Source organism: Microcoleus sp. SVA1B4 (assembly GCF_036700545.1).
Lineage (GTDB): Bacteria > Cyanobacteriota > Cyanobacteriia > Cyanobacteriales > Microcoleaceae > Microcoleus.
Window position 1 is genome coordinate 1 of the sequence record NZ_JAUBPB010000092.1, and the last position, 21556, is coordinate 21556.

General features: G+C 46.0%; 20 protein-coding genes. 8 read left to right on the forward strand and 12 right to left on the reverse strand.

Annotation, left to right across the window (positions count from 1 at the left end):
• Positions 1-553: 553 nt before the first annotated feature.
• Together QT987_RS27145 and QT987_RS27150 are read right to left on the reverse strand one after the other, a co-directional pair.
• Positions 554-772 carry a hypothetical protein gene (locus QT987_RS27145; protein WP_333246339.1) on the reverse strand — a complete coding sequence of 73 codons (219 nt, stop codon included), beginning with the start codon at positions 770-772 and terminating at the stop codon, positions 554-556.
• A gap of 171 nt (positions 773-943) precedes the next feature.
• Positions 944-1351: a hypothetical protein gene (locus QT987_RS27150; RefSeq protein WP_333246340.1), complete on the reverse strand. Its 408-nt coding sequence runs from the start codon at positions 1349-1351 to the stop codon at positions 944-946.
• 309 nt (positions 1352-1660) lie between these two features.
• Here QT987_RS27150 and scpB point away from each other — a divergent pair, with 309 nt between their 5' ends.
• On the forward strand, positions 1661-2176 hold the full coding sequence (gene scpB / locus QT987_RS27155; RefSeq protein ID WP_333081868.1) for an SMC-Scp complex subunit ScpB: 516 nt from the start codon (positions 1661-1663) through the stop codon (positions 2174-2176).
• 42 nt (positions 2177-2218) lie between these two features.
• Entirely contained in the window at positions 2219-2566 is a 348-nt protein-coding gene (locus QT987_RS27160) for a DUF760 domain-containing protein (protein WP_015177249.1), read from the forward strand.
• Positions 2567-2870: 304 nt separating this feature from the next.
• Here QT987_RS27160 and QT987_RS27165 read toward each other — a convergent pair whose 3' ends face one another.
• Positions 2871-4091 (reverse strand): HhoA/HhoB/HtrA family serine endopeptidase, encoded by a 1221-nt coding sequence (locus QT987_RS27165; protein WP_333246342.1) that lies wholly within the window; start codon positions 4089-4091, stop codon positions 2871-2873.
• Positions 4092-4404: 313 nt separating this feature from the next.
• Here QT987_RS27165 and QT987_RS27170 point away from each other — a divergent pair, with 313 nt between their 5' ends.
• Positions 4405-5319 carry a peptidoglycan DD-metalloendopeptidase family protein gene (locus QT987_RS27170; protein WP_445299728.1) on the forward strand — a complete coding sequence of 305 codons (915 nt, stop codon included), beginning with the start codon at positions 4405-4407 and terminating at the stop codon, positions 5317-5319.
• Between the two features lie 536 nt (positions 5320-5855).
• On the opposite strand, the gene QT987_RS27175 is transcribed toward QT987_RS27170, so the two are convergent.
• From QT987_RS27175 to purS, 6 genes are all read right to left on the reverse strand, one after another.
• A complete protein-coding gene (locus QT987_RS27175; RefSeq protein WP_333246346.1) occupies positions 5856-6056 on the reverse strand; it encodes a hypothetical protein in 201 nt (66 codons plus the stop codon).
• 180 nt (positions 6057-6236) lie between these two features.
• Entirely contained in the window at positions 6237-8447 is a 2211-nt protein-coding gene (locus QT987_RS27180) for a beta-propeller domain-containing protein (RefSeq protein ID WP_333246348.1), read from the reverse strand.
• Positions 8440-10485, reverse strand: coding sequence for an ATP-binding protein (locus QT987_RS27185; RefSeq protein WP_333246350.1), 2046 nt, complete (start codon positions 10483-10485; stop codon positions 8440-8442). Before QT987_RS27185 ends, QT987_RS27180 begins: the two co-directional genes overlap by 8 nt.
• 249 nt (positions 10486-10734) lie before the next feature.
• A complete protein-coding gene (locus QT987_RS27190) occupies positions 10735-11538 on the reverse strand; it encodes a DUF4058 family protein (protein ID WP_333246352.1) in 804 nt (267 codons plus the stop codon).
• Between the two features lie 329 nt (positions 11539-11867).
• Positions 11868-12569, reverse strand: coding sequence for a phosphoribosylformylglycinamidine synthase subunit PurQ (gene purQ / locus QT987_RS27195; protein WP_333246354.1), 702 nt, complete (start codon positions 12567-12569; stop codon positions 11868-11870).
• A 291-nt stretch (positions 12570-12860) separates the two neighbouring features.
• Positions 12861-13145 carry a phosphoribosylformylglycinamidine synthase subunit PurS gene (purS, locus tag QT987_RS27200; protein ID WP_333042010.1) on the reverse strand — a complete coding sequence of 95 codons (285 nt, stop codon included), beginning with the start codon at positions 13143-13145 and terminating at the stop codon, positions 12861-12863.
• A gap of 143 nt (positions 13146-13288) precedes the next feature.
• Here purS and QT987_RS27205 point away from each other — a divergent pair, with 143 nt between their 5' ends.
• Positions 13289-13681 (forward strand): Fur family transcriptional regulator, encoded by a 393-nt coding sequence (locus tag QT987_RS27205; protein WP_242715401.1) that lies wholly within the window; start codon positions 13289-13291, stop codon positions 13679-13681.
• Positions 13682-14010: 329 nt separating this feature from the next.
• On the opposite strand, the gene QT987_RS27210 is transcribed toward QT987_RS27205, so the two are convergent.
• The 3 genes from QT987_RS27210 to QT987_RS27220 form a co-directional block, all read right to left on the reverse strand.
• The gene (locus QT987_RS27210) at positions 14011-16221 is read right to left on the reverse strand and encodes a peptidase domain-containing ABC transporter (RefSeq protein WP_333246357.1); all 2211 of its coding nucleotides are present in this window, start codon (positions 16219-16221) and stop codon (positions 14011-14013) included.
• Between the two features lie 135 nt (positions 16222-16356).
• Complete coding sequence (locus tag QT987_RS27215; RefSeq protein WP_333055473.1) at positions 16357-16539, reverse strand: hypothetical protein; 183 nt, start codon at positions 16537-16539, stop codon at positions 16357-16359.
• A 169-nt stretch (positions 16540-16708) separates the two neighbouring features.
• Positions 16709-16936, reverse strand: a complete 228-nt coding sequence (locus tag QT987_RS27220; protein ID WP_333055472.1) for a secretion protein HlyD — start codon at positions 16934-16936, stop codon at positions 16709-16711.
• Positions 16937-17321: 385 nt separating this feature from the next.
• Between QT987_RS27220 and QT987_RS27225 the strand changes: the two genes are divergently transcribed.
• The 4 genes from QT987_RS27225 (at position 17322) to QT987_RS27240 (ending at position 21498) form a co-directional block, all read left to right on the forward strand.
• A complete protein-coding gene (locus tag QT987_RS27225; RefSeq protein WP_333246359.1) occupies positions 17322-18521 on the forward strand; it encodes an HlyD family efflux transporter periplasmic adaptor subunit in 1200 nt (399 codons plus the stop codon).
• Between the two features lie 183 nt (positions 18522-18704).
• Positions 18705-19715, forward strand: a complete 1011-nt coding sequence (gene trpS, locus QT987_RS27230; RefSeq protein ID WP_333246361.1) for a tryptophan--tRNA ligase — start codon at positions 18705-18707, stop codon at positions 19713-19715.
• A gap of 288 nt (positions 19716-20003) precedes the next feature.
• Entirely contained in the window at positions 20004-20894 is an 891-nt protein-coding gene (locus QT987_RS27235) for a methylenetetrahydrofolate reductase (protein ID WP_333246364.1), read from the forward strand.
• A 112-nt stretch (positions 20895-21006) separates the two neighbouring features.
• Positions 21007-21498: a Uma2 family endonuclease gene (locus QT987_RS27240; protein ID WP_333246365.1), complete on the forward strand. Its 492-nt coding sequence runs from the start codon at positions 21007-21009 to the stop codon at positions 21496-21498.
• The last annotated feature ends 58 nt before the right edge of the window (positions 21499-21556 follow it).

Genomic DNA, 21556 nt, shown 5'->3' on the forward strand with positions numbered 1-21556 from the left:
AATAGACCGAGGGCTTGACCTCTCTTTCTACATGGTGATGATGATGACTTAATTTCTCTGCAGTCTTCAGGGTTTTTTACCCTTATTTTTTTTCCGTCTCTACAAAGACGCAGTGGCATCACTGGGATACTATTGCTTTTTCCGTTGCTAAAAGTCCGGGTTGCTAATCTGAGGGAATAGGAGCTGATTGCGTCTAATTTTCATCAATTCCGCAATAGGTGCATGGCAAAGCTCCCTCCGCTTCGCTGCGCCCACGATTGACCGTATAATCCAATTCAAAAGCTACTATGACGGCGTTGCGATCGCCTCGACGACCGTAAGGCGACCGATCTATTTCGGAATTCCCATAAGCTTGAGCTTGTGTCCTTGTAAAATCGCACAACTATAAGCAACTATAAGCTAAAGCTATTAAAAATATTAAAGTTTTATAATATTAAAGTTTTGAGGCGGTCGTCACAAGGGTAACTCTTTTCAAGATTATAGCCGACGGTTTGACAGTCCTTAAACATTGCTTCGATACCACTGCGACATTTAAACGCTGTTACAGCTTGTTTCAATTTGCGGATCTTGGTGAGTAAATACCAGCCTTCATCTTCGCCACTATTTCGATATTTTCGTTGCCCATAACCCGCGACATCAAAACAGCCCCATCCTTGCTGCTGATTTTAACTCCTGTCAAATAAAAGCTCGTACCTGCTACTAAACCACACTCACTCAACCGCTTAAATTCCTCTCCTTCTCCTTGAATATAGTGTCCCTGTTTTACTCTCAAAACACACCTTATGTTCTTTTCACACAGCCCACTTGCCAGCTTAAACGATCGCAAATTCAGGCGTTTCCTAAAAGGACCATTTTATATTTTTTTAGCAGACCAAGAATGGGGCAGATTAAGCTTTGTTGTTCTCGGATGTTGCTACAGCCACAGCGAATGCAATATCTGCTACTACAACGGTAAAGCTCTCTTGTCCCCAATCAGGCTAATCATCAACATATTTTTATCTCGCCACTGCGTTCTATCAATGGCGACCTTCAACTCTTGTTTCTTTTTAAATTGAGTTCTCCAGATATATTTAAGCACAGGAAACCAAAGCTTTTCAATCTTGAGGATAGGTAGCTTGAGAAATCGTTGAATAGAACGTCGTCGGCTCTCAAACATGATTGGGTATGGCATCAATTTCGCCAATAACTCAATACTCACTTGTTTATGGGTTGGGAGCAGAAAAACTAAAATAGTCACAGTCAAGTATTCGGTGTTTTTGAGCTGCTGTTGGAAACAAATTTGGTATGATTGAGGTAACATTTTTAACTGATGGGGCTTCTTAACAAGACTGACCCCATATTTTTTTACCAAAAATCGGTCCTAGCCCCGTCATCTGTATTGGTTGATATATTTTACCATAAGCTCAGGAGAGCTAGAAACGTTATATATTCCTGCGTCTCGGATTGATATAAAAAAAGAAAATTAATAGTGTAGGTTTTGTTTCTCAACCTAACCTACACTATTAATAATTTGTGTAAGGGGAATGTTTATTCCTAACTCTCATTATTCACGACACGGAAGTTACGGAAAGAGGGATAACAGTTGTTTTCCTGAGTCCTTCTTCTTTCTTGCTTCTTCCTTCTTCTTTCAACGTCCCAATTCCTCATTACTAATTCCCAAATGACTCGCTTAGCCACAACAATAGAAGCCATACTTTACTTAAAAGGTCAGCCAGTGTCGATCGCAGAAATTGCCGAGATTGCCAAGTGCGATCGAGCCGAAGCCGAAGACGCCATCATCGAACTCATGTCTGACTCGTCCCACCGCGACAGTGCATTAGAAGTCGTCGAAACCCCCACAGGATACAGCCTGCAACTCAGAGAAGAGTTTGCCAGTTTAATGCAAACTTTAATACCTCCAGAATTAGGTGTGGGAGCTTTGCGGACGCTGGCTGCGATCGCCCTCAAAGGCGGCATCGCTCAGCCAGATTTAGTTAACTTGCGAGGTTCAGGAGCTTACCAACAAGTGCAGGAACTGGTAGAAATGGGTTTCGTCCGCAAACGGCGGCCTGCTGAGGGGCGGTCGTATTGGTTACAAGTTACCGAGAAATTTCATCGGTACTTTCAAGTAGACCAACTGCCAAAACAATTGCAACTTGACTTTCAGGCAAATTTGTACCCAAGCAATGACGAGTAGTTTGAAGTAGAATGTAACCAGCCAGAAATTAAGAATCGCCAAATGGTTTTTCACCCTGACTTTGACACATCCAATGCCCAACAAACCGCAGTCAATCCACTGCTGAAGTACCTCCAACACCAATCCCCGGAGGTTCTAGCCCGCGTCGCCAAGTCCGTCAGCCCCGACATCAGAGAAATAATCTCTCATAACGTTCAAGGACTTGTCGGCGTTTTGCCTTCAGAAAATTTTAACGTCGAAATTACCACCGATCGCGAAAACTTAGCAGGTTTGCTAGCTTCAGCGATGATGACAGGCTATTTTTTGAGGCAAATGGAGCAAAGGATGCACCTCGAAGAAAATTTAGCAAGCACCAGCTCGATTAAACCAAACTCACCCAAAGACAAGTAAAAAGATCAACGGGTTGGGGAAGCAAGAAAGATGAAAGTTGTTCAGAAAAATCCATAATCCTGAATCATGGAGGCACAGGGAATTAAGAAACCGGGCTGTTAACCGGCTATCCCTCGCGCTACACCGAGGATTTTGGTAAAAAAACCCGGTTACTGCTTCCAGGACTATAAAGCATCAGATTCATCTTCCATCCTCCACCCTTGCAACTAATACCAATTTAAAAAAAGAATGCAACTGCAGATAAGCTCCAAATCCTTATGCAGTAAGTCATTCTTAATTCTTTAATCGAAAATCGAAAATGGTATTACCCACCGGCGGAGCTACCCGATAAGGGAAAAGCACCCGGACGTACTTTAATATTCTGAACTTGACCCAAACGGTTAATTTCCAGTTCGAGTTCCTTGCCCACAACAGTGTTTTCCACCCGTTCTTGCACGTCACCGGGAGTGTTAACCGCAATTCCGTCAACTTTTAGAATGACATCTCCGGGACGCAAGTCGGCTTTTTGAGCGGGGGAATTTTCCACGACTCGCGCCACGGCTACGCCTCGATCGAGGGTAATTTTATTACTATCGAGCTGTTTGTTGAGTTCGGCCTTGGTGGCTGCTGTCAAGCTGACCATTTGAATGCCGAGATAGGGATGTTCGGCTTTACCTTTGGCGAATAACTGATCGGAAATTCGTTTGGCGGTTTCGATCGGAATTGCAAATCCCAAGCCCTGAGCGTCGGCGCGAATGGCGGTATTGATGCCAATGACTTCGCCTTGGTCGTTGAGCAGGGGGCCACCAGAATTGCCGGGGTTGATGGCAGCATCGGTTTGGATGAAGCGGACTCGCTTGTCTGGGATGCCGACTTGAGAACTCGATCGACCCGTAGCGCTGATAATGCCCACAGTCACGGTATTGTCCAGACCTAAAGGATTGCCGATCGCGATCGCCCACTGTCCCGGTACAATATTGTCCGATCGACCCAAAGCCACCTGCGGCAGTTCCTTAGCATTAATCTTAACCACAGCGACATCCGTCAGCGGATCGACTCCCTGCACCTTACCCTCAAACTCGCGGCCGTCTTTGAGCGTCACCTTGACAGTATCCGTCCCGGAGACAACGTGAGCATTAGTAACGATGCGGCCATCAGAAGTGAGAATAAACCCGGAACCCGTACCTCTTTTGACTCGTTCTTCCGGCTGTGGCAAATTCTCCCCAAAAAACCGACGAAACAAAGGATTTTTGAATGCTTCCGGCACTTGATTCGCCACCTTGCTTGATGCGTCAATCCGCACTACAGCCGGGCCGACTTTTTCGGCTGCTTCAGCAATAAAATTGGGATTGCTGCGATCGACTGCCCGATTTTCCAGAACTGGAGGAGACGAATAGGGGGGGATTTGCTGGCGTACTACTGGCAAAACCAATCCGGTTTCCAGATTGTTTGAGCCTTGCAGATAGCGATTTCCCAACCATCCCATACCTCCGCCGATTGACAGCAGAGTCACATAAAGGGTCGCTTGCTTAAAAGATAAACTCATTTAATAACTCCCGCTAAATACCTCATCCCCGCAGACAGGTTCCGAATCAAGCTTTTTTGTCTTGGCGACGGGAAGGAAGCGGGGCGGGGCGTACCGCTTCCTCAAGAACATAGCTGTTAACAGGCAGGCGCCCATCGGCATCACAGGCAATTTTGCCGGATTTGCCAAGAGCGAATCAAACTAATAATTCTCATCCTAACTTGGCTTAGCCTGGGATTTACAGTCTGGGGGGTGGCTAGAGCTTGTAAATATGCAATTTTACAGGATTTTAAAATTGTCAACTGTCCGAAATGAATACTTTTTTATGTACATAATGACTTTGAAACGCTTATTTCTGCTGATTTTTGCACTAATTTGGTCGATCGCACCCGTTGAGAAAACGGCGGCAAATACCGAAATCCCACCTGCAAATCTTCCTTTAGGTACACCTGTAGAAAACCCCGACCCCGCCCGCGATTGCCCGAGTCCGGCTAGGTCTCGGTTGCGCCGCCACACGGTGGCCCAGGGCGAAACAATAGAAAGCATCGCGCGGCAGTACAATGTGATTCCTGCGGCGCTGATCGGGATAAATCCGATGTTGCGGGGCGGTGGAGTATCTGCTGGAAGTGCGATCGTCATTCCTCCGTACAGTGGCATCGAGGTTGAAGTGCCTGCGGGCTCGAATTGGCAAAAACTGGCAGAAGCTTACAAAGTGCCTGCAGATTTGCTATTTGAGGCGAATGGGTGCAGACCTTTGGGGAAAACGGTGTTTGTGCCAGCGGTGAATAGGTCGATCGGGCCTTCTATCAATCCCGATGCAACGCCATCGGTGCAAGGATTTCCGCTGCCCGCCCCTGCAGTGGAAGCTTTGCGTTACGGGCGGCAATTGCATCCGGCGCGGCGCGAATTTTTTTTCCACAGTGGCGTAGATTTTTTGGCGTCGGAGGGTACGCAGGTTTTGGCGGCGGGCGAGGGGACTGTCGCCTTTGCTGGGCCGCAGGGGGATTACGGGAATTTAGTGGTGGTGAACCATCAAGCGGGGAAGCAAACCCGCTACGCTCATTTGAAAGATATTGTGGTAAAAGTCGGTCAAAAAGTGCAGTCTGGAGAAGTTTTGGGAACTGTGGGGACGACTGGAAAACGCGACATTCCGCCATCTCATTTGCATTTTGAAGTTCGGTACAATTCGGGTTTGGGTTGGGTTGCTGAAGACCCGCTGCTTTATTTGCAAGTTACTGTTAAAAAATAGGATTGGTAGTGTGCTGGGGGGGTGACAACCCGCCCTAAATCCAAACGGGGTAAGGATTGATCTGTGTGGTGGTAAAAAAAGATAGGCCGCATAATTGTTACACGCTTGCCTATCCAAAAAAATATGTTACCAACATTTGACCAGACTCACTTACAAAAACAAATGATGCAAAACCCGTTTATTTTACTCACAATTTTTTTGAACCTGATAGAATCCGAGAAACAAGTAACGCTCGCACTAATCGGGTTCCTATTAATCACTTATTGGTTAACAACTTATTGCCCGATCGGACATTTCTCTCAAATTCGATCGCCCTGAAACCGAGTGAAAATTTGTCTGCTTTGTGACACAGCCCGCCGGGGGTTGAAACCCCCGTCTAATAGCTAAAGTCGGTTGAAACCGACTGAAAATTCGCATGAAACCGATACACATCAATTAACTCTTCAGTCCTCTTTCAGAGGACTTTCGCTATGAGACAGGGGTTTCAACCCCTGGCGGACTCGGCAACGAACCAACTAGCCCCTGGCGCGGACTAACTAACGGACTAACAAATCAAATTCGATCGCCCATCCACAAAAAACCCGATCGCCCATCCACAAAAATTCGATCGCCCATCCACAAAAACCCGATCGCCCCATCCACAAAAAACCCGATCGCCGGATCAACAAAAAACCCGATCGCACATCCACAAAAAACCCGATCGCCCATCCACAAAAAACCCGGCGGTTGAAATCCAAAAAACCCGGCGGTTGAAACCGCGTCTACACAGACAAAACCCGCCTTCGCGGGTTGAAGATTTCACACGATGATTTTCAATCTCCAAATACCCTCTTCGTCCGCGTAGGCGGACATCGTTTGTGTAGACGCGGTTTCCAACCGCCGGGTATTAGATCGCCCCAATCGACCCAAAAATCCGATTATCGCCCGCCGCTAACTCCCTCCAATCGCAGGAAATGCACCCGGCCCGATCGATCGCCCGCTACAACTGTCACTCCATCAGGCGCGATCGCACAGCAAATAAACCCATGTTCTCCGCTGAAACTAGCAATTTCTTTGCCACTAAGCAGATCCCAGATTTTCAGGGTTTTATCGTCTGAAGCGGAAATCGCTGTTTTTCCGTCGCGTGCGATCGCCACTCCATTTACCTCGTCACTATGACCGGTGAGAGTTTTCAGTTCCCGGCCGCTGTAAATGTCCCAGATTTTCAGGGTTTTATCCAAGGAAGCGGAAATTGCTGTTAGGCCGTTGGGTGCGATCGCCACTGCTGTTACCGATTCAGTATGACCAATGAGAGTTCTCAGTTCACGGCCGCTGTTTGTATCCCAGATTTTTAGGGTGCGATCCCTTGAAGCTGAAATTGCTGTTTTTCCGTCTGGTGCGATCGTCACTGCACTTACATAGCTAGTATGACCGGTGAAGGTTCGCAGTTCACTGCCACTGTCTGTATCCCAGATTTTCAGGGTGTCATCAAATGAAGCTGAAATCGCTGTTTTTCCGTCTGGCGCGATCGCCACTCCTAATACCAATTTAGTATGACCGATGAGAGTTTTCAGTTCCCGACCGCTGTCTGTGTCCCAGATTTTCAGGGTGTCATCAAATGAAGCTGAAATCACTGTTTTTCCGTCTGGTGCGAGCGCTACTGCTCTTACCGAGTAAGTATGACCGGTGAGAGTTTTCAGTTCTGAGCCTGTCTCAGTGTCCCAGATTTTTAGGGTTTTATCGTCTGAAGCCGAAATCGCTGTTTTTCCGTCTGGTGCGAGCGCTACTGCTCTTACCTCGTCACTATGACCGGTGAGAGTTTTCTGTTTTCTGTCGCTGTCTGTCTCCCAGATTTTTAGGGTTTTATCATTTGAACCCGAAATCGCTGTTTTTCCGTCCGATGTGATCGCAACTGCTGTTACCAAGGAACTATGACCGATGAGAGTTTTCAGTTCTGAGCCTGTCTCGGTATCCCAGATTTTCAGGGTGTTATCAAATGAAGCTGAAATCGCTGTTAGGCCATCCGGTGCGATCGCCACTGCATGTACCGCGCTAGTATGACCGGTGAGAGTTCTCAATTCTTTGCCACTGTTGATGTCCCAGATTTTTAGGGTTTCATCATTTGAACCAGAAATCGCTGTTTTTCCGTCCGGTGCGAGCGCCAATGCATAGACCGCGCTAGTATGACCGATGAGAGTTCTCAATTCCCGAACGCTGTCTGTGTCCCAAATTTTCAGGGTGTTATCCGCTGAAGCCGAAATCGCTGTTAGACCGTCCGGTGCGATCGCCACCGCTTTTACCCAGTCAGTATGACCGATGAGAGTTCTCAGTTCACTGCCGCTGTTTGTATCCCAAATTTTTAGGGTGCGATCCCTTGAAGCTGAAATTGCTGTTTTTCCGTCTGGTGCGATCGCTACTCCTAGTACCGCGTCAGTATGACCGGTCAGAGTTTTCAGTTCCCGACCTGTCTCGGTGTCCCAGATTTTTAGGGTTTTATCATTTGAACCCGAAATCGCTATTTTGCCGTCGGGTGCGATCGCCACCGCATTTGCCCAGTCAGTATGACCAGTCAGAATTCTCAGTTCTCTGCCACTGTCTACGTCCCAGATTTTTAAAGTTTTATCCTTTGAACCCGAAATCACTGTTTTTCCGTCTGGTGCGAGCGCCACTGCCCATACCGTGTCAGTATGACCGGCAAGTGTCCGCAGATCCCCTTCATTTGCCCGCTCTAAATTAGCTTTCAAAGGCCGCAACCAAAGGGCATCTTTCCACTCCTTTGCTTGTACCAGCATCCCCTGAATCTCAGGTATTTCAAAATCCAACAACCTACCCAATAGTTGCCCTGCAAGCTGCATTTTATCCTTTTCCAAAACGTGGCCCGACTTGCGAATTGCCCCTTGAATCAATCTCAGAGTTTCACTTGGCTCCGGCGACAGCAACACATCAGAATTTCTCGCTAAATCATAATCCTCAATTAGCGGCTGCACCCCCAACGCATCCTGTTTCGCCTCAATAAAATCAAAATCCGTCAACAACTGATGCAGCCGTTCCCCTTGAACACTCTCCGCCAAATGCCCCGGCAGAGTTTCCAAAGCATAAAGCCGCTTTTTCGGCGACAGTTTCCCCAACCGTTCTTTAAATTTACTCATCGCCGTACAAATCCTCCCATAAATTATCAGAAATCGCCGTTCCGATATCCCGCAGCGACACCCCAGCTTTCTGCACCACATCGATACGGTGGAGAAATCTTTGGAAACTCGCGTGATAAATACTGTAATCGGGAGAAACATCACCGCTACGCCGCAAAAACTGTTCCCAATCATCCAGAACTTCCTGCACATCCAAAGCATCTTCCTCAGCAAAATCCGCCAAAATATCGCAAGAAACAGGCTTGCGAGTTTTCGTCAACAAATAAATCACCTTCAACTTCCGGCGGCGCAGTTCCCTATCTCTAACCGCCATTTCCATCCGCGCCCAATGCTTCTCATAATATCCTTCCAACTCCCTCGGCAAATCTTGCAAATTCACATCGCTGTACTTGCCGCTGTCGATATCATTCAGCACATAGCGCAGATACATAAAATTATTCTGGCTTTTTTCCGCCACCGCCGCCACAAATTGTTCGCGCTGCAAATTCTGACGGTTAATCCAACTCTGAATAGACGCGCTGTTCCCCGTGCGTTTGTCAATATAAACCTTGACATCAGCCAAACTTTCTGCACTGTACTGCATCAGATCGAAAACTTGATGATTTGGCAAAGGCAGAGTTTTCGGCTGCTTCGACACAATAAAATAAACATTATCCGGCAAAGCATCAGGCAAATAGAGGACATTGCTGCCACGCCCCTGATCGCTCATATCGACTTCATCGAGGGCATCCACAACAAAAACTAACTTTTTTCCGCCCAATTTAGGACTGACTTCCCCCAACAATCGACTGAGAAAGTTGCCATCTGTAGTCGCATTTTCTGGCAATTTTGGGTAATCCAGTTTAAAGGTTTGAATTAACTGAGTGCAGGCATTTTCAAGAAATTGCTTTGCCTTAACCGTGCCTTGAGATTGCGAGTTAAAATGGACAACACAGCGCCGCTTCATCAGCAGCACTAACTTCGCCATAATTGAAGTTTTCCCGACACCTGGATCGGCTTCTAAAACAAAATATCCTTTCGGCTTTTTCTGCAAGAATTCGATAATTGCTTCAAACACAAATCGGCGGCCGGTAAAGTCTTGAGTCCGGTCTTTAATAATCGTTTCGCACTCGTAGGGAAGCGGCAATTGAGGCGCGGAAGTATCAACAAATCGTTCCAGTGATGTTTTTATTTGCGCCAAATCGTCCCGGATGCCAATTTCGATCGCTGACAATTTCACCATCACTTGACAAATCTGCTGCCCAGTTGCCACAGCCTCCAATTTGTGCAGAATTTCTCCATTTTGCAGCCCCAAATCTCTCAGTTCTGCCAAAGCAATTTGGTGCAGATTCAACAGCATCGCGGCAAACTTTTCTCCTCCCTTCGCCGCATCGAGTTTCAGCACTTCGCGGTACGCTTTCGGGAAAGTTGCGTACAGTTTGTCCGCCACAAATTCCACAATTTCCGCATCGAAGGATTTCCCCTCGCTGGCCGCGAATTCGTTGACGAAAGTTGCCCAATCTGCCGTTGTCAATCCGGTAACTCGATCGAACTCCTCGGCATCGGCAGAAAAAATCTTGGTTAACTGGTCTTCGGAAATATTTAAACCCCTTGACAAGTCGGCTGTATTCGTGTTAATATCCAGCCAGTATTCAGGAGTTTTCTCGGCTAATTGACTGAGTGCTGTTTCTGGATAAGGCAATTTTTTGGTTTCGGCGATCGCAATTAGGCGATCGGACTTCGCAACCTCTCTCAAAATATAGCCGATCGCCTCACCCGCCGCCTTAATCAAATCGTGATTATCGAGAATCCTCGGATTTTTGCTCAACCCTTCCGTCATCCGATTTGCCAGTTCATCAGCGGCCATAGTCTCAGCGAGACTACCAGCAATCGCTGCTAAGATAGAAACTCCCCCAAGTGCGATCGGGCCGCCGATCATACCCGCTGCTGCTTGAGTTCCCGGATTCGCGATCGCATTTGAAATAACTTGTCCAATAGCCATCACCGCACTGCATCCAATTACCCTAGTTTTAAAATTAGCTAAGTCCATTAGCGGCATACAATAAATATTTTTATTTTCAAAAGTTAGTAGTAATTATATCTTGCCGGCTGCCGTTTAGTCCGTCGGGGGTTGAAATCCACATTATGCACCATTCTCACTAAGTCTTTCATGAACAGGCAAGATGCCTGTTCTACAAAGAGTAAATTTCTTGTGGAACAGGCATCTTGCCTGTTGCTGACACAAGATGCCTGTTCCACAAAGAGTAAATTTCTTGTGGAACAGGCATCTTGCCTGTTGCTGACAATATTAATTATCTCGAAGTTCTTTTTCTTGCAAAATTTGAGTAGCCCAAACCCCATCTTCTTCCGATAGAGACGGTACGGGTTCTCGATTATAATCGATCCGATAATCATAGCCAGCGCGATCGTAAATACCTGCAAATATTTCTGGTAAATTAACAATAGGTTCTACATCTTCCTCGCGCAAGGGAAGCGGAAATATAGGTAGAGAATCGCGGAGATTAAAAGCATAAAGTTCGGCAAACGGACGGCGATTACTGGGACTGACTAAAACCCGATAATCGCTTTGAATAGAATTATTAATAATGGGCATATATTCCCATTTTCGTAGTAAATCGATTTCCACTAAATTGGTTAAGCTACCTAAAATACTCTGGCGTTTTTTGAGATAAGTAATTCTTCCTTCTCCACTACGTTTGTTCACGGGAGAAAGAATTTCAATTGCGGTGACAACTTGTTTCGTTGCCATTTCTCTCACTTCCAGGTAAGTCTGTTTAATTTTTTCAGGAGCAGGCACTTTAACGGTAGTCGGAAGTGTTATAGTTAAAGTGGCAACTGAATCTGTAGGAATATTCGGGTTATTAGATTGACGCTTAATCGCGACATCGGGGATACCTACTAAAAGGGAGTCGCTGTTACTGTCATTTGGATCGGTAATTTCATAGATGCGTTTGTCGATTGCAACCTCATATTTAGGGCGAATTTGAGGGACTAAGGATGCCGCGATCGCAGAAATTAACCAATGATGAGTTTCCTGCCAGAAATCGGGGTGTTCTAAGTAGGGATCCATTCCAGGAAAAGGTGAAGGCATAGGACTGTTTTCCGATGTATTGACTTTCAAATCATTTTAGCATTTTTAATTTTGTAGGATGCGTCGCTTTAAAGCGAGGCAGAGCCTCTGGATATAGGTTCCCAGGCTGGAGCCTGGGAACCAGTTAAAGCTTGTCAAGAACAGGCAGGATGCCTGTTCCACAGTAATTATTGGAGATGTCTATTTGTAGAAGAATTTAATCTGTTGTGGAACAGGCCGGAAAGCCTGTTGCAAAGAGCGGGCTTTCCGGCCCGCACCCCAATAAATTTAATCTGTTGTGGAACAGGCATCTTGCCTGTTCCTAAAATCATAGACACCGCAAATATCAACTACAAAACAGCAGCAACAGTTGCCATCAGCAACCCTTGAAACAATTTCACCCCATCAGTTTCGCCCAACATCGGATCGGATGCCCGTTCTGGATGCGGCATCATTCCTAATACATTGCCTTGGCGATTGCAAATACCGGCAATATTATTTAACGAACCGTTGGGATTCCCAGCATCGCTAATTTTGCCCGCCTCTGTGCAGTAGCGAAACAGCACTTGTTCGTGGTCTTCTAACTCTGCTAAAGTATCGGCATCAGCATAATAGTTGCCTTCACCGTGGGCGATCGGCAAATCGATGATTTCACCCGTAGTATAAGCCGCAGTCCAACGAGTATTACCGCGTTCGACTTTCAAAGAAGCCCGATCGCAAATAAAATTCAATCCCGCATTCCGCACCAGAGCACCGGGCAATAAACCAGCTTCAGTCAACACCTGAAAACCGTTGCAAATACCCAGTACAAGCTTTCCTTGTTTCGCGTGTTCCGCAGTAGCCCGCATCGCCGGAGAAAAACGGGCGATCGCGCCGCACCGCAAATAATCTCCGTAACTGAAACCACCGGGAATTACAATGATATCAATATCCGAAATATCGGTATCTTCGTGCCAAATCATCCGCGTCGGTTGGTGGAGTAACCCTTGAGTCACCCACACCACATCGCGATCGCAATTTGAACCCGGAAAAACAATAACTCCAAATTTCATAAGCTGAAGGAAGAGGGAAGAAGGAAGTTCGGCAACGGATTATGTAACGGATGTAACGGATGTCAGGAAGAAGGAAGAGGTGTCAACATAAGACTGAAATCTTATGTTTTTCTCTCTTATATCAAAGTCTAGATCCCCCTAAATCCCCCTTAATAAGGGGAGTAGGGGTTGACTTTGAGTGTTCCGAGTGCCCGCTTTTTAACAGAGATTTTGAGAACCTCTTGTCCCCCCCTTATTAAGGGGGGTTAGGGGGGATCTCCGGGTTTCAAAACACCCTAGGGACGATCGCATTTATGCCGCCGCTGTCTCCACAGCAACAGGAATTTCAGTCAAATCAAAGCGATAATTTTCAATCACTGGATTGGCCAAAAGTTGGTCGCAAACGCGATCAAGTTGTTCGCGCGCCTCCGACTCACCAGCAGCAGTCAGCGTCAATTCAACGTACTTCCCGATTCGCACACGCTCAACATTGTCGTATCCCATGTGTTGCAAGCCAGACTGTACGGCAGTGCCGGCGGGATCTAAAACAGAAGGGCGGAGGGTAACATAGATTTGGGCAAGATATTTCTGAGTCACGGGAATGTTGCCGTAGGTGATGTGAAAGTTAGCCCCATTGTATTCTACAACCGAGCTGCGCGCCGATCGCCATTTGGTTGGCCCAAGTAAGATAGCCTAGAAATAGGGACAGATTTGACTCTAGCAGATTACACAAAAAAATTATGAGAACCAACCGCACCCGCAGTCAGGAGCGTATTTTAAACTTGCTCAAAGTCCTGAATCGAGCGCTCTCAGCGCAAGATATCTACTTAGAACTGCGTAACAGCGACCAAAGCATGGGCCTAGCAACCGTTTACCGCTCCCTCGACGGTTTAAAGCGAGAGGGGTTCGTTCACGTCAGAACGCTTGCTAGTGGCGAGTCTCTGTACGGTGCCGCCCACCAAGATCAACATCACTTAACTTGTCTGGAATGTGGCGCGTCAATTACGATCGACGAATGCCCCGTCCACCACTTAGAAAGCCAACTACAACAATCTCATTCTTTCAAAATTTATTATCACACTTTGGAGTTTTTCGGATTGTGCGATCGATGTACTTTGGCTCAAGAATCTTAGAGAAGTTATTAGTCATGAGTGATCTCAATTCCGGTTGCACTCATCATAAATGTTGACTGTTGACTGTTGACTGTTGACTATTGACTGTTGACTGTTGACTGTTGACTGTTGACGGGCAGGTCGAAAAACTGAATGGTTGAGTGTTAACTGTTGACTCGATTTTATTATTCCCATGCAACCGCCAACGATATAGAAATCCTCGCAGCATTTGTGAATTTCTTACTTTCTCCCTGCCGGTTCGGGGAGGGTTGGGGTGGGGTGCAAAAGTGAGATGATCCCGGTGTTGTTTGTGTAGCGACAGATTTCAACCTGTTGTTTTATTAACTCGCTCAAGGATGCAAAAACTCTAAATGATCTCCGGGAATCGATCGCAATTTTGCAGCCGAGCCTTGCATTTTCAACCGGCCGCGTTCTAACATGATAATCCAATCGGCGCGATCGATCACTCGCGGCCTGTGACTGATAAAAATCGTCGTTTTCCCGTGCCGATACATCAACAACTGTTCTAAAACTTCCGCTTCGCTTGCGGGGTCAAGCCCTGCGGTAGATTCGTCTAAAATCAATACTGGTGGGTTGTTGAGAATGGCGCGGGCGATCGCCAATCTTTGTCTTTGTCCGCCAGAAATATTCGCTCCAAACTCTCCTAAAACAGTTTGATATTTATCCGGCAATTGGCTGATAAATTCATCCGCGCCCGCAATTTTACACGCTTTCACAATCTGTTCAAAGCTGATATCTGGACTGCCCAATCGAAAATTTTCTAGAATCGAACGGCTCCAAAAATGCGCTTCTTGGGGAACCAATACAACCTGCTGTCTGAGACTGTCGAGAGACAAATCCTGCAAGTTGTAACCGCCTATTCTAATATTACCAGATTGCAGCGGGTACAGACCAGCAATTACTTTTGCGAGCGTACTTTTTCCGCAGCCGGAATGGCCGATTAAAGCAATTGCTTGACCGCCGGGAAATGTGACAGAAAAATTTTCCAGCAAGTCAAGTCTGCCGGGGTAGTGAAAATTAACACTCTTGCAAACAATACCGTCGCGGTCTTGAATAGTTACAAAAGGTTTATTCGTATTGTCTTTAGTTTCCGGTTCAGCATCGATCACTTCCGACAGCCTTTGAGTTGCTGTCTGCACGCGAGTCATTTCATCAGTAAATCCTACGAGCGAATTTACCCAAGTAGTAACGTTTTGATTCATACTAATAAACGCTAGCAACTGACCGATACTCAATACCTTGTCAATCACTAAACCGCTACCAAGCCACAGCAGAGTAATGCTGCCAGCAGAGGCAACAAAACCCGAAAATATATTGTTGAGAATGCCAATTTGTGTAGTGCGGAAATTCAGCTTTGCTAAGCGACCGAAGCGGGTTTGAAATTCTTCCCAAAGTTGCTGACCGCTGGTAGTAGTTTTGACCGTCAGCGCGCCTTTAAAAGTTTCTACTAAAACGCCTTGAGTTTCTGCTTCCAGCACAAATAAACTGCGCGTTTTTTGCTGCAATACGGGCAGAAATACCACTGTAGAGGCAGTCATTAACAGAGCTATAGCTGTAGCTGCTAAAGTCAGTTCCTTGCTGTAAAATAACATAAAAATAAAAGAAACTACAGCTATAAAAAATTGACTAGGCAAGCTGATAGCGACTTGAGAAACTAATTTATTGATTTCTTGGATATCTTGTAATCTACTGACAATTTCGCCACTGCGTCTGGTTTCGTAAAAACTCAAAGGCAATCGCAGGAATTTGCGCGCGAATTCCATCACCAATCCCAATTCTAAACGCTGGGAAAACTGAGCAATTAAGTTCGACTCTACCAATCCTAAACTGCTGCTAAAAAGGTTCATAACTATAACTGCGATCGCCACGCTTGCCAGGAGTTGTCTGTCTCCCCGCACCAGGATGTCGTCGGTGAGCATTTGAACTAGAAAAGGCGAAGAAATTGACAGCAAACCCAACACTGCATTTAGCAAAAATGCTTCCATTAAAAGCGGGCGATAAATCCCAATCCGGCGCATCCATTTTTCTAAAGAATTGGCGGGCGGTTGACCCTCTGCTGCTGCAAAAAACCGCTCAGCATCGGGTTCTACTAGCAAGCACAGCCAATCTGTCCAAGCTGCTGATAATTCTGCTTTAGAAACATAGCGCATACCGACGGCTGGATCGCCGATCGCATATTGGTTGCCCTGTTTTCCGTACAAAACAACCCAGTGAGAGCCGCTCCAGTGAATAATCATCGGTAGAGGGGCATCATCGAGCTTGTCTAAAATTGCAGCGGCTGCTCGCACGGATCGAGCATTAAAGCCGATCGCCTCAGCACCTTGTTTCAAGCCAAGTAAACTCGTCCCTTTTTGGTCGGTGCCCGCACATTCTCGCAAGCGGCTAATAGTAAAATTTTGTCCGTAAAATTTCGCGATCGAAGCCAAACAAGCCGCCCCGCAATCTTCTTCGCTCTGCTGGAGAACAACGTGATATTTCTTAAACCTGTTAACTTGTCCGAATAATGGCACTTTGCCGATCAAAGGGATGTTCTTTAACATTTTGCAAAATGAATAATGGTAGAGCATAAAGAAGATTACTCATCACCAACTACCCAATCAGCAAAAAGCACCCATAAAGTTATGGGTGCTTTCTCGATTCCACAGTTATAAATCTGAATTGACTAGCACTAAACTTTAGTAGTAGGCGTAGCGGACTACTCTTCTGTATGAACCGTCGTAATTCCGGCGGTACACGACCCAACTGCGCCGCTGCCGGTGACAATTGTATCGATTGGCATAATAGTGACCGCCGTTGACGCTAGCTGATTCTTCAGATGTAAGTTCAGCAAACAGTGAATTGTCCTTTGTTTCTTTCATGATTGGACTCCGTTTAACTTAATAAAATTGAAGGAAAACTAGAAATATTATTTAATTTCTAGACCCTAGTGTAAATACTGAGTAATACTTCTTGTGGTTCTGTACGACCTCCGGAATACTACTGATAAAATTTCAAAATTTACTCGATCGCACAACTTGACTCAGCTATCTAAACCACTAGAGTTGGGTAAGGGCGATCGCGGCTCGGATCGTACAGATAAAACTGCCTAGGCGGTGGCAGGAAAAACAGCATATTCAGGCCATAGCTGCTGCTGTTATCCGTCTCGCTGTTGTTATTAGCGCTACTAACACCGCTGGTAATGCAGCCACCGTTGACAGTAGCAGATTCTCCATCGGTTAGTTCGATGAAGAGTGAACCTTGTTGGTTTTCTGGCATAAATAACTCCTATTGATACCTATGTACTTACTTACTACCTACGCATACAGTAAAAACCCGGTAACAGCGCCAAAAGTTATGGCGGAAACGCCGTATTTTCATGACCACGAATTTCAAAGGTGGTACCCGCCACGTGATTTATCCGTGGAATCAATCCCAAATCGAAAATCCTCAAGAAAGAGCATTTATCTCGCGCAAGTCAATCCAAAATCTAAAATCTAAAATCTAAAATCGAATGACAGTAGCCCGCTGGCTTCACTCCTCTTGATATTTGGCGAAGTTGTGGGTGGGAACGGCAAAGCTGTGCGGATTTTTACCTTTACCCTGTGAATTTTGATTTAGACTTCTAAACCTCTTCTTGGTTTCCGGAAAGGTGAGAGTAAAAGTGACAAAACAAATCAGCGATCTCTCCCTCCCCCCCAACTCAAAACTCCAAACTCCAAACTATTCCTCTCTCCCCCTTGCCGCCATGTCTCTCACTCCCGAAGCCACACCCGCTGAAACCTTTGATAACGACCAGTTTTTGCCCCCTGTCAGCCGCTGGACGACTTTGGGGGGCATTTTGATGGTGGCGACCTTTGGCGGGGCGATCGCCCTCGCTAGCGTCACCAAATACAGCGCTACAGTCAAAGCAGACGCGATCGTCCGTCCAGCCGGAGAAGTGCGCGTCGTGCAAGCAGCAACCGAAGGAACCGTCGAAAGCATTGCTGTCAGAGAGAATCAGACAGTAAAAGAAGGAGATGCGATCGCAGTTATAGACGCTTCGCGTTTGGGCGCTCAAAAAAAACAGTTAGAAGAAATAATTAATCAGTCTCAAACCACAGCACAGCAAATCAACCAGCAACTGCGCGACTTAGAAAATCAAATTTTGGCCAGCGCCCAATTTAAAAGCATCCAAAGTGAAAGTTCCGCCCAACAGGAATTAATCGAATCCGCTTTAGTAAAAATCGCCACACCGCTGCCGGATGTCGCCGAGAGGCTGGGTCGAAGTCGGCGGGTTTTTCTCGTTAAGCGATCGTCCCTTCAACAACAATTAATTCAAGCTAAAAAACAACTAAATCAACTTGAGTTAAAACTCGAAAATAGCGTTATCCGCGCGCCCGCTGATGGTACAATTCTCAGATTGGAAGTACGAAATACTGGTCAAACCGTACAAGCCGGCAGCGCGATCGCCCAAATCGTCCCCAGCGACGTACCCCTGGTAGTCAAAGCCAAGGTGACATCCCAAGACATCGCTCGCATCCAAATCGGCCAACCCGTACAGATCAGGATTTCGGCTTTGCCTTTCCCCGATTACGGCACATTAAAAGGAACTGTCAGCGAAATCGCCCCAGATGCGATCGCCACTCAAAATCCCACTAATAATTTAGGTACAGCTTATTACGAAGTGGCAATTAAGCCCGAACAAACTTATTTAACAAAACTCAAATCCGCCCCCGGCCAAGTCTTGGGAAACTCCGAGGCTAATGTCCCCCGCCAGTATTCGATTCAATCGGGAATGGAAGGCAGAGCGGATATTATTACCGGCGAAGAAACTGTTCTGACATTTGTTTTGCGGAAAGCAAGGTTGCTGACAGATTGGTAATTAGTCAGTTGTCAGTTGTCAGTTGTTAGTTATCAGCAGTCAACAGTCAACAGTCAACAGTCAGCAGTCAGCAGTCAGCAGTCAGCAGTCAACAGTCAACAGTCAACCGCCAGAAAATTAGAGGCTCTGAAATTGAAATAACGTGTCAATATAGAAATGTGAATTCTATTCTATTCTTTCCTCATGGGCAAAAAGCGCGTTCTTTCTGGAGTTCAGCCAACCGGCAATCTTCACCTCGGCAATTATCTCGGTGCCATTCGCAACTGGGTAGAGAATCAAAGTCAGTACGAAAATTACTTCTGCGTAGTCGATTTGCACGCAATTACCGCACCGCACAATCCAGCAACTCTAGCCTCCGACACTTACACGATCGCCGCACTGTATTTAGCTTGCGGCATCGATTTAGAATATTCTACTATTTTCGTGCAATCCCACGTCTCGGCGCACACAGAACTAGCATGGCTGCTCAACTGTATTACGCCGATTAACTGGCTCGAAGATATGATTCAGTTTAAAGAAAAAGCAGTTAAACAAGGTGAAAATGTCAACGCCGGTTTGCTAAATTATCCCGTGTTAATGGCAGCAGACATTTTGCTTTACGATGCCGACAAAGTGCCAGTGGGAGAAGACCAAAAACAGCATTTGGAACTCACCCGCGATATTGTCATCAGATTAAATCACCAATTCGGCACACCCGAAAAGCCAGTATTGAAACTTCCCGAACCGTTAATTCGGACTGACGGTGCGAGGGTAATGAGTTTGACAGATGGCACGCGCAAAATGTCAAAATCTGACCCTTCCGAACAAAGTCGAATTAATTTATTGGATTCGCCAGATACGATCGCCAAAAAAATCAAGCGCTGTAAAACAGATGCCGTGCGGGGTTTGACATTTGACGCTCCCGATCGCCCCGAAGCTAGAAATTTGCTGACACTTTATCTCCTGCTTTCCGGCAAATCTAAGGAAGAAGTAGCAGCGGAGTGTGAAAACATGGGTTGGGGAGATTTTAAACCCTTGCTGACAGAGACGACAATTAATGCCCTCAAACCTATTCAGGATAAATACAAGGAAATAATGGACGATCCGGGATATTTAGAGTCTGTACTACGTCGCGGAAGAGAACAAGCAGAAGCTATTGCTAATCAAACTCTAACTAAGGTTAAGACCGCTTTCGGTTATTCTTTACCTGTTTAGTTGTTAGTTGTTAGTTGTTATTGGTTACTGGTTAAGGATGACAACGGGAGCTTCTCAGTTTTGCATTTACTGTGCGAGCGTCCCCGCTCGCGTATTGTACAATACGCGAGCGGGGACGCTCGCACTACAATAAAAAAAATGCTTTTTACAAAACTGAGATGCTCCCATGACAACTGCCAACTGTCAACTGTCAACTGCCAACTGTCAACTGTCAACTGTCAACTGCCAACTGTCAACTGTCAACTGTCAACTGTCAAATAACAAATAACCAATAACAGACAAATAATCATGAACCGCTTTCGCACAGCCTGCACCACCCCCGGAGAATTTATAATTACCGCCGAAGTTGCCCCCCCAAAAGGCGGCGACATAACTCACACAATTCAAATGGCTGAACGCCTCAAAAACAGAGTGCACGCCATTAATGTCACAGACGGGAGTCGCGCAGTTTTGCGAATGTGCCCCCTAGCAGTTTCGGCGATTTTAGTGCAGCACGGAATTGAGCCAATTTGTCAAGTTGCTTGTCGCGATCGCAATCAAATTGGCCTGCAAGCGGATCTCATGGGAGCCCACGCTTTAGGCATCCGCAATGTATTGGCACTTACAGGCGATCCCGTCAAAGCGGGCGACCATCCTAAAGCAAAAAGTGTATTCGACTTTGAATCAGTACGACTGTTACAAGTCATCCAAAAAATGAATGGCGGCAAAGACTGGAATGACAAACCTTTAACAGACGGATTTACCGATTTATTTGTCGGTGCTGCCGTCGATCCGCAATGCCCCAGTTGGTCTGGTTTGCAAAGTCGATTTGAGAAAAAAGTAGAGGCTGGAGCACAGTTTTTTCAGAGTCAATTAATAACAGATTTTGAACTTTTAGATAAGTTTATGCACAATATTGCTGCGGGCTGCAACAAACCAATTTTAGCAGGGATATTTTTGTTTAAATCAGCTAAAAATGCTGAATTTATTAAAAAATACGTGCCGGGAGTTCACATCCCACAAGAGACGATCGATCGTTTAGCAAAAGCTCCAGAACCCTTGCAGGAAGGCATAAAAATTGCTGCCGAACAAGTCAAGCTAGCGCGGCAGATTTGTCAAGGAGTTCACATGATGGCCGTCAAACGAGAAGATTTAATTCCTCAAATTTTGGATTTGGCGGGAATCGAGCCACTAAGCTAAAATTAAACAGTAGGGGCAGGCTTTACAAATCATCAATGTCTAAAACTAATGATGTCGTAAACCCGCCCTCCCCGCGCCCTAAGCTACCATTTTGAACATCAATAGGACAGTCATGGTTCAAACTGTAGACAATCTAACAACTTCTCCTGCAGTCGAACAACGTTTCACTTGCCGCGGTTTGACATGGCATCAATTCAAGGCTATTCAAGCTAGTTTTGAGGATGTGCCGGCAGTGCGGTTATTTTACTGTGAAGGAGTATTAGAAATTGTGGGAATTAGTAAACCTCATGAGGCGGTTCAATCCATAATTGCCGGATTGCTTTTGCTCTACTTTGAAGTAAAGGAAGTTGAGTTTTTTCCCAGTGGCAGTTATAGCCAGATAATTGAAGGTGTTGTCGAATATCAGTCAGATTTGTCTTATTGTTTCGGGACAGATAAGGATGTTCCTGACTTGTGCATTGAGGTGGTGATTACTAGCGGCAGTCCGATTAAACTTCAGAAATATCGGCTGATGGGTGTGCCTGAAGTATGGTTTTGGGAAGACGGAACGCTGCAACTTTACCGCTTGCGAGAGCAGGGTTATGAGCAGGGTAAACGCATCTAAATTAATTTGACAAACACCTAAATTTGTGCATTACTAAATAACTAAAAAAAACTTTTAA

Excerpts from the sequence above, each read along its gene's own strand:
- QT987_RS27165 (WP_333246342.1), bottom strand. The coding sequence starts at position 4,091 with ATGAGTTTATCTTTTAAGCAAGCGACCCTTTATGTGACTCTGCTGTCA.
- QT987_RS27190 (WP_333246352.1), bottom strand. The coding sequence starts at position 11,538 with ATGCCTTCACCTTTTCCTGGAATGGATCCCTACTTAGAACACCCCGAT.
- QT987_RS27180 (WP_333246348.1), bottom strand. The coding sequence starts at position 8,447 with ATGAGTAAATTTAAAGAACGGTTGGGGAAACTGTCGCCGAAAAAGCGG.
- QT987_RS27205 (WP_242715401.1), top strand. The coding sequence starts at position 13,289 with ATGAGAACCAACCGCACCCGCAGTCAGGAGCGTATTTTAAACTTGCTC.
- QT987_RS27220 (WP_333055472.1), bottom strand. The coding sequence starts at position 16,936 with ATGCCAGAAAACCAACAAGGTTCACTCTTCATCGAACTAACCGATGGA.
- purQ (WP_333246354.1), bottom strand. The coding sequence starts at position 12,569 with ATGAAATTTGGAGTTATTGTTTTTCCGGGTTCAAATTGCGATCGCGAT.
- QT987_RS27185 (WP_333246350.1), bottom strand. The coding sequence starts at position 10,485 with ATGCCGCTAATGGACTTAGCTAATTTTAAAACTAGGGTAATTGGATGC.
- QT987_RS27170 (WP_445299728.1), top strand. The coding sequence starts at position 4,405 with ATGACTTTGAAACGCTTATTTCTGCTGATTTTTGCACTAATTTGGTCG.
- trpS (WP_333246361.1), top strand. The coding sequence starts at position 18,705 with ATGGGCAAAAAGCGCGTTCTTTCTGGAGTTCAGCCAACCGGCAATCTT.
- QT987_RS27160 (WP_015177249.1), top strand. The coding sequence starts at position 2,219 with ATGGTTTTTCACCCTGACTTTGACACATCCAATGCCCAACAAACCGCA.
- QT987_RS27210 (WP_333246357.1), bottom strand. The coding sequence starts at position 16,221 with ATGTTAAAGAACATCCCTTTGATCGGCAAAGTGCCATTATTCGGACAA.
- QT987_RS27215 (WP_333055473.1), bottom strand. The coding sequence starts at position 16,539 with ATGAAAGAAACAAAGGACAATTCACTGTTTGCTGAACTTACATCTGAA.
- QT987_RS27235 (WP_333246364.1), top strand. The coding sequence starts at position 20,004 with ATGAACCGCTTTCGCACAGCCTGCACCACCCCCGGAGAATTTATAATT.
- QT987_RS27240 (WP_333246365.1), top strand. The coding sequence starts at position 21,007 with ATGGTTCAAACTGTAGACAATCTAACAACTTCTCCTGCAGTCGAACAA.
- scpB (WP_333081868.1), top strand. The coding sequence starts at position 1,661 with ATGACTCGCTTAGCCACAACAATAGAAGCCATACTTTACTTAAAAGGT.